This window comes from Rheinheimera sp., from assembly GCF_037442345.1.
GTDB lineage: Bacteria > Pseudomonadota > Gammaproteobacteria > Enterobacterales > Alteromonadaceae > Pararheinheimera.
In genome coordinates this window covers 1-17,694 of sequence record NZ_JBBIQL010000012.1, presented here as the reverse complement: position 1 = coordinate 17,694, position 17,694 = coordinate 1, and the positions used below count along the sequence as shown (strand labels likewise).

The window sequence follows — 17,694 nt, the reverse complement described above, 5'->3', positions numbered from 1 at the left end:
TCAAAAAGCCGGGACCGGGCCAGACTGCATACGAATGCGAAACGACTGACGCTGTTATTGGCCGGTCAGGCGCTTGCCAAAGGATATGGCATAAGCGGGAGAACGCATTTGCAACACAGGGTCACTGCTGGCCCTGACGCCTGTGCTCAGCACATTGGGGTCAAAATTAATGCCGGTGCAGGCGTCGTCGCCCTGACGCTGAATACTCAACCGGGCAATATCCAGGGTTGTGCGGCTTGCAGGCCAGCTTTGTGACGGGTCAGTCTCGGTATCGCCGGCCTCACCCAGCACCAGCTGCATAGTCCAGTGCACCGGGCCTTGCTGCAACCGGGTGGCCAGCCGCTGCTGCAGAAAATCGGTCGGTGGCGCTTTGATTTCTGCATCAGTCAGCCCCTTCACACCATCAACAGGCACAAAATGCCAACGCACTTTGTGCTCTTTGCCACTGCTGTCGGTCAGGAAAAAGGTGTGAATACCAAAATAAGAGCTGGTGGCGTAACTCCAGGGAGGTGAGTTTTTTTGCAGGTACTCCGCTTGCGGCAAGGTGGACGGATTGGCCTGACGAAAGGCCTGAACTTTGGCCAGATCGGGCTTGCCGGTGACTGGGTTTGGCAAGGAACTTTGTAATAAACCTAAAAATACGTCCGGATCTTTGGCACCAAAGACGGGGGTGTTCAGCATGGCAAAGTGCTGTAGCTCGCCATTGGGGCTTTTCAGTTGCAACGCCATCCCCCTGGGGCTGCGGCTGTTTTCCGGCGCTTTCGGGTTACCGCCAGCCATGGAAAAACGTGCTGTGACCGGCACCGTCGCGCCACTCAGCCAGCTGATTTGGCTGAATTGCTTTGCGGCAGGCAAGGCCGTGAATTCACCGGCAGCACAAAAGCCTTTGGCGTGACCTTTCCGTTCCCCTTTATGTTCACCAAACAGCTTGGCGAAGGTATCGATCAGGGCTGTTGGTGTGGCAGTTTCGGCGTTCAGGGCAGGGCTTAACACCAGCAGTATGGCAAGGGTGAGTGGCTTCATCGTGAGTTTCCTGTAAGGTTCGCAAGTGACCAGAAAAGACCTCTCAGCCCAGCACTAACTTTCGTCCCTCGAAAAAAAAAGCCAGCTTTGCTTGGGACAAAGCCGGCCTAAGGGAACATCAACTGGTAGAAAACTTACATGATGCCGGAGATAGAGCGAACCAGGCCCTGGATCAGCGCAGGCTCAGCTTCAACATAGTCCATGTTGACCTGATTGGCGGTCGACATAATGCGGGTCTGGTAACGTTTCCACTCGGTTTCTTCGGTGGAGCTGACGTTTTTATAACCGCTGTTGCCCTGCTTCAGTGCTGCTTTGTTTTCTTCCACTACAACCACACCTTTTTTCGCCCGCTCAGAGATCTGCAGGTCGGTGATAATGCTGTAATGCACATCTTTCACTAAAGCGTCAGCCGCCAGACCAATCAATGCACCACCTACTGTGGCTGCGGCGCGGCCGCTGCCACTGCCAAACTGGTTACCAATGGCACCACCAACTAAAGCACCACCAAAACCGCCACCAAAGGCTTCATTCTGGGCGCGCAGGTCGGTCTGACCGGCTTGTAACACATTAGCCTGTAACAGGAAGTTGGCTTGTTCCGGGTCACGCACTACGCGATAACCTTTAGACTGTACCGCTTCAATAATGGCAGGCTCCAGGCTCAACCCCTGTTTGTCTGAGGTGTTACGCACCTGCACAAACACAGTGCGTTTGTCATCAGCAACAGGGTCTAAAAAGATGGTGTCAGACATTTTCGTCTGCACATCCAGGTTCCTTTTGCTGATGGCAGTATGAGTGGCAGAACAACCGGATAAAGCTAATGCACCAACCACCAGGGCCGCTGCAGCGAATTTCAACTTTGACATAAATAACTCCATATTGACTGTCATAAAGACCTGCATAGTTTATCCGGTTTAGCACCCCAACAGACTCACTTGCCTGTACTTCATTGCGTTTTATTTGTAACAGCTTGTGCCACTGAAGATGATGCTAGTAGTCCTTGACTGAACAGGTTCTGAATGCGTGAATGAACCACAAAAAGTCAGTTGGGTTCCCCCCTGCGGTGGCAAACCCCGGCAGCCTGAGCAAATTCCATGAGCCATATCTATGTTCGTTTGTCCGCATTTTATTTTTGTAATTGTGTTGCTTTGGGGCTGATCCTGCCGTTTTGGGGCCTGTATATGGAAAAACAGGGTTATTCCGCGCCGGAAATCGCCTTGGTCAGCGCCTTATTAATGCTGACCAATGTGATAGCCCCGCCCGTCTGGGGCTGGTGGGCGGATCAGTCAGGCCGCAGGTTAACACTGATCCGCTGGGGAGCCGCCGCTGCCGTTTTGTGTTTTGCCGTCAATCTGGTGCACAGCGACCTGCACCTGATGGTGTTGGCTTTTCTCTGTTGTGGTTTTTTCTGGCAAGGGATAAATGCGCAGTTTGAAGCCCTGACCTTAACTTTGCTGGCCGGCCAAAGCCGAAACTACAGCCGGATCCGGCTCTGGGGTTCGGTGGGTTTTGTCTGCGCTGTCAGCGGGGGTGGCTGGTTATTTGATCAGATCAGTCTGGACCAGTTGCCGCTGCTGGTAGTGCTGAGTCTGGCGCTGATGTGGCTGAGCACTATGCTGGTTCCACAGCCCCACGCCAAGGCGCGGCACTATCCAGACCCCAGTCCTGTAGGCCCGCTGTTGCGGCAACCCGCTGTGCTGCTGATCCTATCCGCCATTGCGCTGATTTATTTCAGCCACGGTACTTATTATGGTTTTTACAGCATTTATCTGCAGCAGCATTATGACAACAGCCAAATTGGCCTGCTGTGGTCGCTGGCTGTTGCTGCAGAACTGCTCGCTTTTGCCATGCTGCCCAAATGGCTGAAGCGTTATCCGCTACATCACTTATTGCTGATCAGTGTTGGCGCGACCTGTCTGCGCTGGTTGGGGCTGGCGTTTGGCGCCGACTGGTTAGGCGTGCTGTTGGGTTGTCAGTTGCTGCATGCGCTGAGTTTCAGTGCGGTACACGCCTGCACCATGGAATGGTTGCATCGTCGTTTCCGTATACAACAGCAGGGCAGAGCTCAGGCGTTGTATTATGCGTTCTGTGTCGGCGCCGGTCAGGCCGGTGGCACTATCGCCAGCGGCTGGTTCTGGCAATACAGTCAGCAAGCCGCGTTTTTACTGTCTGCCCTGATAGCCGCTGTGGCTCTGCTGCTGTTAATGCTTGGTCAACACGGCTTGGTCTCAGACCACACTGACAGGACCTGTGCTGGCCCTGACCACTAACTGGTGTGGCAGAATATGCACCAGTTGCTCTGGGATCTGGCCTTCAATCAAATCGATCAGCAGCCGGGCCGAATGCTCACCCAGTTGCTGCAGTGGCTGAGCCACAGTGGTTAAAGGCGGGGCCGTGTATTGTGACAACGCAATACCGTCCACTCCAATCACCGAAATATCCTGTGGCACCAGATAACCCAGTTCACGTAATGCATGTAAGGCGCCAACCGCCACCAAATCACCAAAACAAAAAAATGCCGTTGGCCGGATTTTCATTTGCATAATGTGTTTAACCCCAGCGATGCCGGATTCGCAGGAATAATCCCCTGGGTACAACATTTTTTCATCAAAAGGAACAGCAGCCGCCTGCATCGCCTGCCGGAACCCCTGCTCCCGCTGCTGGCTGCTCAGAATATGCGGAGTGCCGGTGATCACCGCTATCCGCCTGTGCCCCAGGCTGAGCAGGTGTTCAGTTGCGTCGCGGCCTATGGCGACATTGTCCACCCCCACTTTAGGAATACCGTCCAGCTCACAAAACTCTGACGCATTCACCATAGGAGGCAACTGCTGCAATACAGGCAGCTTGGGATCCAGATCAAAAGGCAGCCGCTGCGAGTTGGTAATAATGCCATCCACCTGACGGGTTTTGACCATATCGGTAAAAGAACGCTCCAAGGCCGGATCATCCTGTGTGTCTTTCAAAATCACTGAATAACCGCGGCCCATCGCCACCTGTTCAATAGCCCGTACCACAGGCGCAAAATAGGGGTTGGTAATGTCAGGCAACATAATAGCAATATGACGGGACCGTCCCTGCCGTAAGCTGGCTGCCAGCCTGTTGGGGATATAACCCAACTCCTCCACCACCTGCAGCACCAGCTTGCGGGTAGTTTCAGACACCCGATCCGGATTATTCAGTGCTCTGGACACTGTTGCCATGCTGACACCAGCTTTTTTGGCGATATCACCCATAGCAAAGTGTTTAAATTGACTCGTCGACATGCATTACCTGTTTCTGGCTCTGTGGGCATCACCCAAAGCAGCCGCAATGAAATCGTTTTCCACTGTACAAAGCAAAAGCGGCAGGAGCAATGACTTTTTCCACGAAAACCTGCCACTTATGCTGTCAGTTGTATCACACTTCAGGCAGAAAATCTGTAAGCCAGCTGTTGTATCCACATCAGAGGCCACAGCCAAAAACAATGGCTCTCCAGGAATAAATTTGTGTTCGCTCAGAAAGAAAAATAAAAACAATCAAATGAATTCAATCATTTACACTTATAACTCCGAATAAAACCAGTAATAATCCGAGCTTGACACTCTGTCCATCCACCGTTATTTTTATCGGTAATCATAAAAATAGCTGTGGCACACAGCCGAAAAATCCCTGGTGGATTTTTTTTAACAGCTGAATGGAAATCGATTTCCAAACATAAAAACAACAGCAGTAGCGGGCGCGCTGACACGCAGTCAACAGGGATACTAAGATGAAAAAAACGAACTGGTTTCAGCGCAACGCGCTGTCGGCAGCCATAGCTGCATCCGTATTTGGCGGTCTGGCCGCCCCGGTTTATGCACAAATTGAAGGTGCCACTCTGTCTGGCCAGATCCTCAATGCCGGTGCAGAAGGGGTGCAGGTCACAGCCACAGACACAGAACGTGGTTATGTCAAAACCACCCAAACCCGCGCTGATGGCTCTTATATTTTTGTCGGTTTAAAACCTGGCACTTACCAAATTACAGTGGCGAACCAAAGCACAGATCCGGTTGAGCTGCGTCTGGGTCAAAGAGCCACTATTGATATCAGCCTGCCAGCAGCTTCGGCTGAAAACGTCGAACGTATTGAAGTAAAAGGGGTGCGGATCGAGAGTTTTTCCGGCGGTGAAGTGGGCACCAATATCACGCCGGAAATGATCGCCCGGCTGCCACAAAATAACCGCAACTTTTTGGCTTTTGCCGACCTGGCACCAGGGGTGCAACTGAACACAGACGGTGCTGGCAATGTCAGCCTGCGCGGTGGCGCTCAGGCGTCCCGTAACGTCAACGTGTTTCTGGACGGTGTCAGCCAAAAAGATTATGTACTGAAGGGTGGTGTCACAGGCCAGGATTCCAGCCGTGGGAATCCGTTCCCACAAAACGCCATCGGCGAATACAAAGTCATTACCCAGAACTACAAAGCGGAATTTGATCAGGTTGGCAGCACCGCCATTACAGCCGTAACCCGTTCAGGCACCAACAGCTTTGAAGGGGATTTCTTTGTTGATTACACAAACGAAGGGCTGCGTGAAGCCGAACCTAACGAACAAAATGGTAAAACAGCCTCTATGACCCGTCACGCCGGTCTGATGCTGGCCGGTCCTATAGTGCTGGATGAACTGCATTTCCTGCTGTCTTATGAACGTAAAACCATTGACGAGCCGGTGGATATTCCGGGTGGCGACGGTGCCAATCTGGTGACTTTGCCTGCTGAGTATGCGGCTTTGTTGGGTCGGGAAACTTCGGGTTTTGAAGAAGATTTATTGTTCACCAAGCTGGACTGGGCCATCAATCAGGACCACGCGCTGGAGTTTTCCGCCAAATTGCGCGATGAAAGTGATGTCTCCAACTTTGGCGGCGCCAATACGCTGAGTTATGGTTCCAACCGCAAAGTGCGCGATCACCGCTATAACCTGAAACACCTGGCGTATCTGGAGCATGGGCAAAACGAATTCCGGCTGACCTACGAAGACGCCAGCTGGAACCCGCAGCCCTACACAGATGGCCCTGGTATGGTGCTACAAACCGCCAACCGTCAGGCCATTTTGAATATGGGGGGCGGTCGCGATTTTCAGGACAAAGGCCAAAAAGGCTGGTCGGTGCAAAACGACCACAGCTGGCTGGATCTGGAATGGCACGGCAACCATGTGATCAAAGCCGGTGTGAAGTTTAAGCAGGTCAGGCTGAACACTTTGGAACGCCAGCCGTATAACCCGCAGTATTTCTACAATGTGCAGCTGAACGGCAACGATAACTTCAATACCAGCATCCCATATATGGTGCAGTGGGGTGTGCCGGTGACAGGGTCGGTTGGTGGTGCTGTGGAAGCGAAAAACCGTCAGTTGGGCCTGTTTTTACAGGATGACTGGGAAGTTACAGACCGTCTGACGCTTAACCCAGGGATCCGTTGGGATTATGAAGAGACACCGGGTTACAAAAACTACCAGACACCGGCTGATCTGGCGGCCACTTTACGTGGCTGGAGCAATCTGGACAATGCCAACTACGACATCAACGACTACATCAGCACAGGGTCTGAGCGCAGCTACTTTAAAGGCGCCTGGCAACCACGTTTTGGTTTCAGTTACGTACTGGGTGACAGCAGAGACCACAGCTTGTTTGGCGGTTATGGCCGCTCGTACGACCGCAACCAGTTTGACTTTATCCAGCTGGAACAAAGCAAAGGGTCCTTCACGCAGGTCAGTTACCTGTTCAGCGGTGACCCTGCCAACCCTTGTGCCCCAAGCTCAGGCAATTGTATAGCCTGGGACCCGCAGTACCTGACACAAGCCGGTCTGGACAGCCTGTTATCCAGTGTCAGTTTAAAAGGCGAACGTTTCCTGCTGAGCAATGATCTGAAAATGCCCTATTCCGATCAGTTCAGCCTGGGGGTGCGCAGCAATTGGGGAGACTGGAATACCGAAGTCAGTGTCGCCCGCACTGAGTCCAAAGATGGTTTTAACTGGTTATTGGGTAACCGCCGGCCAGACGGCAGCTTTCTGGCACCAGGCACCAGCTGGGGTCAGCCTTGGGGCTTTGGTGTACCGGGCTGGGGTAACCTGATCCTGTCGTCCAACGATGGTCAGACCCGCAACAACAATATCTTTGTCAAAATTGACCGGCCACATCATGATTTCTGGGGCCTGAACCTGGCCTACACCTTCAGCGATGCGGAAGAAAACCGGGTCTACAACGAAGTTTTTGCGTTGGATTATGAATCAGTGGCGGATTATGGCTTTAAAAAATCTGTTGGAGTACCGGATCACCGTGTTGTGCTGACCGGCACTTACGATTTGCCTTGGGAAATTTTTGCGTCCTTTAAATACACCTGGGCGTCCGCCACTACTTACGAGTATCTGGACTGCCGTCAGGGGGGGACTGCCTGCTTCTTTGCCCGGACAGAACCCAACCAGAGCGACTACCAGCGTTTTGACCTGTCCCTGTCGAAAGAATTTGCCAGTGGCTCTCTGGTGGCCGGTTCTAAATTCAGGGTGCGCTTTGATGTGCAGAACCTGTTTAATCAGGACAACTTCAACAATTTCAACCTGAACCCAGATTCGGCGGACTTTACCCAACCGAACCCCTTTAATGCGACCAATGGCGGTCGGCGTCAGCTGAAATTGTCAGCGGGCTGGAGCTTCTGATCCTGATGTAACCCACCTTAGGTGCCTGTTTTGCAGGCACCATTTTTTTATTGGAGACTTAAATTTTGAATGCGTCCGGCTACAAAGTTGTGTTGTTCTCTCTGGCCATGCTCTCCAGTTGGAGCAGTCTGGCTGCTGGTTTTTCCGTGACTGGTTATGACCGCCATGTGGAACTGAGCTGCGCGGAACTCTGCGCGGCCGATCAATCCTACCCGCTGCAAGTGTCGGTCAATGGCGGCCCCTGGCAAACCAGAAGCAAGGTGCAGCGTGGGCTGCAGCAGGATTTTACCGGCGATTTAGGCCAGAACCTGCAATTGACTTACCGACTGTTGTCTGCAGACGGCACGCAGCCACTGGCCACCGCCAGCACCCAAACCAGGGATTTCAGTGACGAAGAGCTGCTGGAGATGATCCAGCGTTACAGCTTCCGCTATTTTTGGGATTATGCCGACCCCCAGACGGGCTGGGCCAGAGAACGTATTCCAAACCCCATAGACGGCGACATTATTACCTCAGGCGGTACAGGTTTTGGCATTGCCGCCGTGATTACCGGCGCTGAACGTGGCTGGATCAGCAGGGAGCAGGCGGTGGAGCGGCTGCTGAAACTGACGGCGTCGCTGAAAAAGCTCGAACGTTTCCAGGGCATGTGGGCGCACTGGTATCACCATCAAAGCCATAAAGCGTACAACTTCAGTAAATACGACGATGGCGGCGATATAGTTGAATCGGCCTTTATGGCACAGGGCTTACTGACAGCCCGTCAGTATTTCAACAGGCCAAGCCCGCAAGAACAGCAGCTGCGTCAGGACATTACGGCCTTATGGCACGACATGAACTGGAACTGGTACACCCAGGGTCAGGACATTTTGTATTGGCACTGGTCGAAAAACCATGGCTTTGCGATGGACCATCCGATCAAAGGTTATAACGAAGCCCTGATTGTCTATGTGCTGGCGGCCGCTTCTCCAACCCACCCGATCCAGGACACTGTGTATCACAAAGGCTGGGCCGGTCACAAAGTCGAGACCTTCCGTAACTATCAGGACTATTACGGCATGGCATTACCTCTTGGTAACAAAGAACAAAAAGGCGGCCCGCTGTTTTTTGCCCACTATTCCTTTATGGGGCTGGACCCACGCGGTTTGCAGGATAAATACGCCAATTACTGGCAACAAAATGTGCGCCATACCCTGATTAACCGGGCCTACAGCATCGACAACCCCTTTGGCTGGAAAGGTTATGCCGAAGATTTCTGGGGCCTGACCGCCGGTGATCATCTGCCCAAAGGCTATGCCGCCCATGCACCTGGCCCCTACAGCGACAAAGGCACTGTGATCCCTACCGCCGCTTTGTCTTCTATGCCTTACACTCCGGCAGAGTCGATGCAAGTGCTGAAAAACCTGTACTACAACCATGGCAAATACCTGTTCGGCAATATGGGGTTTTATGACGCCATCAACCTGAGTGTCAGCGATGACCCGGCCCAGCAAGTGCGCACCAACTATCTGGCCATCGATCAGGGGCCGATAGTGGGTATGATTGAAAACTATCGCAGCGCTTTGCTCTGGAACTATTTTATGCAGGATCCGGATGTGCAACGGGGTCTGAGCCGGTTGGGTTTTTCCCGGCATGGCAAGGCCATTGTCGCCCCGGCCCTTTCCCCGTCCGCCTCTAAGCCCTAGGACTGGTTATGACTTTATCCAAATTCCCATTGTTGGCCTGTGCCATCAGCGCTGCGTTGCTGACCGGCTGCACACCAGCGGACCTCCCTTCAGCTGCCGACGCCTCAGCAAGCCGCACGCCGGCCAGCCAGACGGCACTGTCTGAAGATGCAGCAATGCAACAGTTTATCCGCCAATTGCTGGCCCAAATGACACTGGAAGAAAAAATTGGTCAGTTGAATCTGCTCAGCAGTGACTGGGACAAAACAGGTCCCAGCATGTCGGCCGATTACCAGCAGCAAATTAAAGCCGGTCAGGTCGGTGCTGTGTTTAATGCTTATACCGCCGATTTCACCCGGCAGTTGCAACAAATTGCGGTCGAACAAACCCGTTTGGGCATTCCGCTGTTGTTTGGTTACGACGTGATCCACGGCCATCGCACCATTTTCCCGCTGTCCCTGGGCGAAGCCGCCAGTTGGGACCCGGCCGCCGTACAAACCAGCGCCAGGGTCGCTGCAGCCGAAGCCGCCGCAGAAGGCATTCACTGGACTTATGCACCTATGGTGGATATCAGCCGCGACCCGCGCTGGGGCCGGATTTCAGAAGGGTCCGGTGAAGATGTGTATCTGGGTCAGGTGCTGGCGAAAGCCAGGGTGCAAGGTTTTCAGGGGGATGACCTGAAAGCCACAGATACCCTGCTGGCCTGTGTGAAACATTTTGCTGTGTATGGCCTGGCTCAGGCTGGCCGCGACTATCACAGCACGGATCTGTCCGATCGGGAGTTATGGGACACTTACCTGCCCCCTTTTAAAGCGGCGCTGGATGCAGGAGCAGGTTGTGTGATGACCTCCTTTAACGACTTAAATGGGGTGCCCGCGACCGCCAACCGTTATCTGATGACAGATGTATTGCGCGGACAATGGCAGTACCCTGGTTTTGTGGTCACTGATTACACCGCCATCAATGAACTGGTGCCCCATGGCGTGGCGGCCGATTTATCTCAGGCCGCTGAGCTGGCGATGCAGGCCGGTGTCGATATGGATATGCAGGGCTCGGCGTTCAGCCAGCATCTGGCTGAGTTGGTCAGCGCAGGCAAAGTCAGTATGGCTCAAATCGATCAGGCCGTTAGCCGGGTGCTGGCCGCCAAATACCGGTTGGGTTTATTTGAAGACCCGTACCGCTATTCAGACCAACAACGACAGCAGGCCGCAGTGTACAAAGCCGAACATCTGGAAGCGGCCCGGGATGTGGCGCGTAAATCCATGGTGTTGCTGAAGAACCAGAACGCGCTGTTGCCATTAAAAGCTGGCCAGCGTATTGCGCTGATTGGCCCTCTGGCCGATTCCAAAGCCGATATGATCGGCTCCTGGTCCGCCGCCGGAGACCGGCAACACAAACCCGTCACCTTACTGGAAGGCCTGCGCAGCAGGCTGGGTGATACCACTCAGATTTATTACGCCAAAGGGGCCAGTTATGAGTTTGGCGCCACAGACCGCAGTGGTTTTTCCGAGGCTATAGCGGCAGCGGAACAAGCCGATGTGATAGTGCTGGCAATGGGTGAAAAATGGGATATGACAGGCGAAGCGGCCAGCCGGGTGGAGTTGGATTTCCCTGGGACCCAGCAGGCACTGATGGAAGAGTTGAAAAAGCTGGGTAAACCTATGGTGCTAGTGTTAATGAGTGGCCGCCCTATGACCATTAACTGGGCACAGCAGCATGTCGATGCCATTCTGAACAGCTGGTACCCCGGCACTCAGGCCGGTCATGCCATTGCCGATCTACTGTATGGTGATTACAACCCATCAGGTAAATTACCTGTCACTTACCCGGCGCATGTTGGCCAAATTCCGATTTATTACAATATGAAAAACACTGGCCGGCCTTATGAACCTGCTGGCCCGGAACAGAAATACCGTTCACGTTATCTGGACGCGTCCAATCAGCCGTTGTACCCCTTTGGTTTTGGCTTGAGTTACACCAGTTTTACTTATTCTGCCGTCAGCCTCAGCAGCAACAGCCTGACGCCGGATGGCCAGATCACAGCGTCAGTCACCCTGAGCAATACGGGCCAACGGGCCGGTGCAGAAGTAGTTCAGCTGTATGTGCAGGATAAGGTAGCCAGTGTCAGCCGTCCGCTGCGTGAACTGAAAGGCTTCCAGAAAGTGCTGCTGCAACCCGGTGAACAAAAAACCGTGCAGTTCAGCCTCAGTGCCGCCGATCTGAGCTTCCATAATCAAGCCATGCAACAAGTGGCGGAGCAAGGCCTGTTTGAGCTGTTTATTGGTGGCGATTCCACCACGTCCAATAAGGCGTCACTCAACCTGACGGAAACAGTTCGTTTTGGCACTGCACCACGCCACCCTTAATACCGATACGGCACCAACAGGGACTTGTCCCTGTTGGTTCTTTTTAAGCCCAGGAAACGAAAGCATGAATTTATCCAGTCTTGATTTAACCGTTTTTGCCTGTTACGTCGTCGGCCTGATCGCCTTGGCCTGGTGGGTATCGCGGGAAAAATCCGGTCACCAGAAAAATACCGCCGACTACTTTCTGGCCACCCGTTCTCTGCCCTGGTGGGCTATTGGAGCTTCACTGATCGCGGCCAATATCTCTGCCGAACAGATTATTGGCATGGCTGGTTCCGGCTACCAGATAGGTCTGGCCATTGCCTCTTACGAATGGCTGGCCGCCGTCACTTTATTACTGGTTGGCAAATTCTTTTTGCCGATTTTTTTGCAAAAAAACATCTACACCATGCCGCAGTTCCTTGAACAAAGGTATGACCACAGAGTGCGCCAGGTGATGGCCATCTTCTGGCTGGGGGTGTATGTCTTTGTCAACCTGACAGCAGTGTTGTGGCTCGGCGCTTTGGCACTCAACACCATGACGGGTTTGAGCATTGAATGGAGTATGTTGTGTCTGGCGCTGTTTTCGGTGGTGTATTCTCTGCATGGCGGCTTAAAAGCCGTGGCTCTGACCGATGCTTTGCAAGTGGTCTTGCTGGTGGCTGGTGGCCTGATGTTGTCCTGGCTGGCGTTGGATCTGATTGGTCAGGGAGCAGGCGTCTGGGCAGGCTTCCAGCGACTGCAACACCAACTGCCAGAAAAATTCGACATGATTCTTGCCGCTGACCACCCACATTATATGGACCTGCCTGGTTTGTCTGTGGTGTTAGGGGGCATGTGGGTGATGCACCTGTCGTATTGGGGTTTTAATCAATACATTATTCAGCGGGCTTTGGCGGCGAAAGATTTGGCCGAAGCCCAAAAAGGCATTGCCTTTGCTGCTGGTTTAAAAGTACTGATGCCGCTGATCGTGGTGTTACCTGGTATTGCCGCTGTACTGCTGGTGCCGGAACTCAGCCGGCCAGACCAGGCCTACCCTTCGATGATGACCCTGATGCCGGAAGGTTTAAAAGGACTGATTTTTGCTGCCATAGTGGCCGCTGTGGTGTCCTCGCTGGCGTCTATGTGCAACAGCGTGGCGACCATTTTCACCATGGACCTGTATGCAGTAAAGCGACCGGACCGCAGCCAAAGCCATTATGTGGCCGTCGGCCGTTGGGTGAGTGTATTGGCGCTGGTGCTGGCCATGTTCACCGCTAAACCCCTATTGGGTCAGTTCCAGCAGGCGTTCCAGTATATTCAGGAGTTTACCGGCTTCTTCACCCCCGGCATTGTGGTGTTGTTTTTATTGGGGATGTTCTGGCAACGCACCACGGCCAACGCAGGTTTAGTGGCAGCTTTAGGCTCCGCTTTATTCAGCCTGCTGTTGAAGCTGTACTGGCCAGAATTGCCTTTTATTGATCGGGTCGGGCTGGTGTTTGTGTTATGCCTGCTCAGCGCCATTGTCGTCAGTCTGGTTCAAGGCAAAGGGGCTGCCGCTAACGCCATAGCACTGAACGAAGTGCAGTTTCACAGCAATACGGCCTTTAATCTGCAGGCTTTATGTATTTTGCTGATTATTGCCGCTTTGTATTTCACCTGGTGGTAACAGCCAGTTGACCATTCTGGTACGGCAGAAGCTGCCGCACCATGTAACCTGATTGTCATACAAAATCTTTAGAGTGATGCGCTGGAATTTGGAGCGCTGACATTGACCAGGTATCTGACACCACTGCAGTTCCGTTGGGCTATGACCGGCCTGACCGCTGCCCTGCTGCTTCTGGCGCTGGGCTGGACTCTGGCGTCTGCGCCCGTTGCCTTTGATATTCAGCCCTACAGTTCAGAGCGTTGTGCAATTAACAATGGCAATCAGCCACAGAGCCTGACCGTGTTGGCATCTCCCATAGTAGCCAAGGCATTGTTACCTGTGTTGTGCAGGAGTCAGGTGCTGGCCGCGCATTACCAGCAGGTTGAGCTGCATTGGCCTGCCCTCAGTGAATTACAGGCCGATGACCTGATCCTGGGCAAATACGCTCTGGTCTGGGCCAGACCGGAAACCCTGAAAGCTGTGTTGCATAACTTTGAGGCCTACTACACCGAACTCTGGGCCAACCCGAATTACCGCGTATTCTGGATCAGTCAGTCGGCTATTCCCCGCTGGAATGCCACTTTTGTCCGGCAACAACACATAGGCTTGTTGGCGGATCGCAACAGTTACAGCGGTTATCAGTTGCCACTGGCGTCGTTGCAGCTGCCGGATCTGAGTTTGTCTGAACTGACTATCCGTTTTTATGCCGACCGACAGGCCTTAACAGATGCCTTTGCGCGGGGTGAAATCAGCCTTTACCCGGCTGTACTACTCAACAAACAAGGGGTGGCCCTGTCAGACACAGACCCCCCACCTTATTACGATGTCAGCGGACAGCCGCTGCCAATGGCACATCTGCATCCAATGTCCGGCACCAGCAATGGTGGCAGCTTTTACCTGCATAACAGCCTGGCTCCACTGAATTGCGAGCTGGCCGGACTCTTGAAAGAATCCAGGCTCTGGCATGGTGTGATCAAGGTGCCATGCCCATGAGTCTGAGCCGGAACAAACACCTGCTGTGGCCCCTGGTTTGGCTGCTGTTGCTTGGACTGATGTTGCTGGGCACCAGCCTGTACAAATCCCGCCAGTTATCCGGGCAGATATCCAGCCAGTTGCCGGCCGTGGTCGAAGCCACACTGCAAAACAACCATGGTTACATTCGCCAGCTGCTGCCTGCGTTGCTGGCGCAACTGAATCAACAAAGCGCCAGCCTGGCCTCTGACGAACTGCTGGTGTGTGAAGCGAGTTTTGAAGCGATAGGCGAAGGCCAGCCTGTGGATGCGTCGTTGGTGTGGCAATCCGGTCTGGTGACTTTTTATGCCCGCTATCAGTCGGCGTGCACCCCGTCGGCCCTGAGTTGGTCTGTCTGTCTGGCGCTGATGCTGACCCTGATTTGGCTTAGCGCTCAATTGAGCCAGACGGTACTCAGCCCCAGAGAGCAGCAACTGACTCACAGCCTGTTGCAGGATGCTGAACCTGGCAGCGACAGCCAGCAGAAACTTGTTTTGCAGGACTGTCGCCAGCACTGGCAGGAGCCTCACTGGCAACTCTTTGCGCAGATCAGCCCCCTGCTGCCAAGCCAGCTCTGTCTGGATTTAATCAACCATGGCATCCGGCATCAGTTGCACTGCAATGAACCGGACTGGCTGGTGCTGGCCGCCCGGCAACTACCGGACGACCCGGCGGCCATTTGGGCTGTCGCCAACGCTGAGCCCCAACTGAAATTCCAGCTGGAGACAGGCCAGCTTTGGGTGCATGGCCTGGAATTGAAACTGAGCCGTACGCCTTTTCTGTATTACTACTGGTATGCCAGCCGGCGTAAATCTGCACTGCAGGATGGCTGGGTACTGAACCCGGCCAGTAACAGACCCAGCACCGACTATGCCGCCGAATTAACCGCGTTGATGCTGCAGGGGCATGGCCATAAAAAAGCACTGCAGGATATTGAAGCCGGAGTCAAAGCCAAAACCCTGGACCAGAACCGCAGCAAATTGCGGGATGAACTGGAACAACAGCTGGGGCCGGCGCTGGCGCAGCAGTTCCTGTTCGACTGTCATAAAGATGTCAAATCCAGCCGTTCTCATTACAGAATGATGACAGCACCAGAGCAGATAGAACTCATCTGAGCCTGCCCCTTTATAGATGTCTCTAAACGCCGCAGAGACATCCAATACACAAATCTTTCATCTTCAGTTTTTACCTTGGAGCGAGCAAAAACGCAGCAGCCCAACAGGCACTGCACTGTATTCACGCACTATCAGGAAGGTAAATTTATGTCTGCTTTAACGCGACTGCCCCGTACAGGTCCGGCTCCGTTTCGTCTGAACCGCATTACTTTGGGTTGCCTGTTATTGGCTGCAACCTCTGCAACACCAGTGCTGGCAGATGTCGCCGCTGAAGCCGTTGAGGCCGCCGTCGCTGAGGCGGGTGAAGCCACCCGGCCAAACGCCAGGGCAAAAGAAAAAGCCGTGGAACGCATCTCTGTGGTCGCAAGCCCCATCCGCAACAGCCAGGAACAATCCATTGCGCTTCAACGGGAAGCCACTAACGTGGTCAACGTCATTGCTTCAGACGATATTGGCCGCTTTCCGGACCAAACCGCTGCCGCTGCGTTAGCCCGTTTGCCTGCAGTGGCGGTGCAACGCGACCAGGGCCAGGAACGTTATATTCAGATGCGTGGTGCACCTGCGCGCTGGACAGTGGTGGCCTTTGACGGCGTGAACGTCTTAGGTGCGGAAGAGCGGGTGTTCCGCTTTGACTCCGTACCAGCCAACCTGATGAGTGAAGTGGTTGTCGCCAAAACCCTGACCCCACAAATGCCGTCCGAAGCTGTGGCCGGCCGCGTAGATATCAAGACTTTCAGCCCTCTGACCAAACCAGGCTTTGCTGCCGATCTGGATTTAGGTTTAGGTAAAAACCAGTTGGGGGATGGTGATCAGGAACGGTATGCCGGTCGCCTGTCCTGGTCCGACGGCACTTATGGTGTGATGGTGGCAGGTTCCACCTACAGCAATGAGCAAACCACCGACAACAACGAAACCAGCTGGGATGCCAATGGCGCCCCCACCGGCTTTGACGTTCGTAGTTACAAAATTACCCGCGAAACCAACTCAGGCGCCGTGAAGTTTGAGTTTGCTCCTACGGACAACGACTATCTGTCACTGTCCAGCCTCTATACCGAATTTCTCGACCACGAACTGCGTAACCAGTTTACCTTTGACTTAGATGCCGCTTCCGTGTCCGGCACCCGTGGCGTCAGCTCAGGTGACCTGGTGGCGGTGCCAGTCACCGCTATGTATCAGGACGGTGACTACGCCAACTCCACCTGGGTGAACACCCTGGCCGGTGAACATGAGCGTGGTGACTGGCTGTGGAACTGGTCGGTCAATTACACCGAAACTGAAAGCACGGTGAATTTACCTATTATCCGTCGGATGCAAACCAACCCGTCGCAGTTCGCCTCCATGCATTACGACATGAGCAATCCGGCCGTGCCACAAATGCAGCTGTACAACACTGTGGTGAATGCAGACCGCAGCATGAGCCGCGGCAGCGCTGTGTCGGCGCTGAACCAAAGCGGTTTTGGCTTTGACGGCGTAATTATCTATGACATGGAAAACACCACAGAGGCGCTGGGCCTGAAGCTCGACGGTGCCTACAGCTTTCAACATGCCGATGCCGACGCCAAGCTGGAATTTGGTGTGCAGCTGGATCAGCGGGACGCTCAGTCACCAGGTTCGGCCCAACCTTTTATTTATGTCGGCCCACTGGCGCAAGCGGCAGGTCTTGATTTTGACCTGAACCAGTTTAATACCAGCACCCCCTGGGACACCGATATGGGCCATGGCTTCAGCGTAAACTACTTTGACAATGCCGGTGCCCGTCAGCTGTTAGACCAGACGCTGGCCAGCCTGACCGACATGGGCCTGGTGAACCCCGACACCTTCCGCTCTGCCGACAGTGCCTATGAAGTGCAGGAAGATATTCAAAGCGCTTATGCCATGAATACCTGGACCTGGGACCAACATCAGGTACTGATGGGTGTACGTGCTGAGCGTGTCAGCCTGGACAGTGCAGGTTTTGTCAAAACAGCCACAGCCACCGAAGCGCTGCAAATGTCACGGGATGACACCAAGCTGTTCCCAAGCATTCACTGGAATATGGATATCACTGAGGATCTGAAATTCCGTTTAGCCGGGGTGACAGGGTCCAGCCGCGCCAGCTTCAGCCAGGTACGGGCCGGAGCGTCCATCAGCGACACCGACCAGAGCATCAGCGGTGGTAACCCGTACCTGAAAGATGAAGAAGCCGTCGGTGTGGATTCTTATATGGACACCTCATTTTTGCCAAGTGTTTTATCTGTTCATTTATCTTCCTTCG

Annotated in this window: 11 protein-coding genes; 8 read left to right on the top strand and 3 right to left on the bottom strand. The window is 53.8% G+C overall.

Annotated elements, in window-relative coordinates; genetic code table 11:
- Positions 1 to 54: 54 nt before the first annotated feature.
- Entirely contained in the window at positions 55 to 1,023 is a 969-nt protein-coding gene (locus WKJ04_RS08765) for a catalase family peroxidase (protein ID WP_337880077.1), read from the bottom strand.
- A gap of 134 nt (positions 1,024 to 1,157) precedes the next feature.
- On the bottom strand, positions 1,158 to 1,886 hold the full coding sequence (locus WKJ04_RS08760) for a complement resistance protein TraT (protein ID WP_337880076.1): 729 nt from the start codon (positions 1,884 to 1,886) through the stop codon (positions 1,158 to 1,160).
- Positions 1,887 to 2,114: 228 nt separating this feature from the next.
- Between WKJ04_RS08760 and WKJ04_RS08755 the strand changes: the two genes are divergently transcribed.
- Positions 2,115 to 3,290 (top strand): MFS transporter, encoded by a 1,176-nt coding sequence (locus WKJ04_RS08755; RefSeq protein ID WP_337880075.1) that lies wholly within the window; start codon positions 2,115 to 2,117, stop codon positions 3,288 to 3,290.
- Here the strand turns inward: WKJ04_RS08755 and WKJ04_RS08750 are convergent.
- The gene (locus tag WKJ04_RS08750; protein ID WP_337880074.1) at positions 3,249 to 4,283 is read right to left on the bottom strand and encodes a LacI family DNA-binding transcriptional regulator; all 1,035 of its coding nucleotides are present in this window, start codon (positions 4,281 to 4,283) and stop codon (positions 3,249 to 3,251) included. The genes WKJ04_RS08755 and WKJ04_RS08750 overlap by 42 nt on opposite strands.
- Before the next feature lie 485 nt (positions 4,284 to 4,768).
- Here WKJ04_RS08750 and WKJ04_RS08745 point away from each other — a divergent pair, with 485 nt between their 5' ends.
- From WKJ04_RS08745 to WKJ04_RS08715, 7 genes are all read left to right on the top strand, one after another.
- A complete protein-coding gene (locus WKJ04_RS08745) occupies positions 4,769 to 7,681 on the top strand; it encodes a TonB-dependent receptor (RefSeq protein WP_337880073.1) in 2,913 nt (970 codons plus the stop codon).
- Between the two features lie 65 nt (positions 7,682 to 7,746).
- On the top strand, positions 7,747 to 9,363 hold the full coding sequence (locus tag WKJ04_RS08740; protein ID WP_337880072.1) for a glucoamylase family protein: 1,617 nt from the start codon (positions 7,747 to 7,749) through the stop codon (positions 9,361 to 9,363).
- Between the two features lie 8 nt (positions 9,364 to 9,371).
- Positions 9,372 to 11,708, top strand: coding sequence for a beta-glucosidase BglX (gene bglX / locus WKJ04_RS08735; protein ID WP_337880071.1), 2,337 nt, complete (start codon positions 9,372 to 9,374; stop codon positions 11,706 to 11,708).
- A gap of 64 nt (positions 11,709 to 11,772) precedes the next feature.
- Entirely contained in the window at positions 11,773 to 13,335 is a 1,563-nt protein-coding gene (locus WKJ04_RS08730; RefSeq protein WP_337880070.1) for a sodium/sugar symporter, read from the top strand.
- A gap of 102 nt (positions 13,336 to 13,437) precedes the next feature.
- Entirely contained in the window at positions 13,438 to 14,307 is an 870-nt protein-coding gene (locus WKJ04_RS08725; protein WP_337880069.1) for a hypothetical protein, read from the top strand.
- Positions 14,304 to 15,440: a hypothetical protein gene (locus WKJ04_RS08720; RefSeq protein WP_337880068.1), complete on the top strand. Its 1,137-nt coding sequence runs from the start codon at positions 14,304 to 14,306 to the stop codon at positions 15,438 to 15,440. The genes WKJ04_RS08725 and WKJ04_RS08720 overlap by 4 nt, the downstream gene beginning before the upstream one ends.
- Before the next feature lie 147 nt (positions 15,441 to 15,587).
- On the top strand, positions 15,588 to 17,694 hold a 2,107-nt coding region (locus tag WKJ04_RS08715), incomplete at its 3' end, for a TonB-dependent receptor plug domain-containing protein (RefSeq protein WP_337880067.1).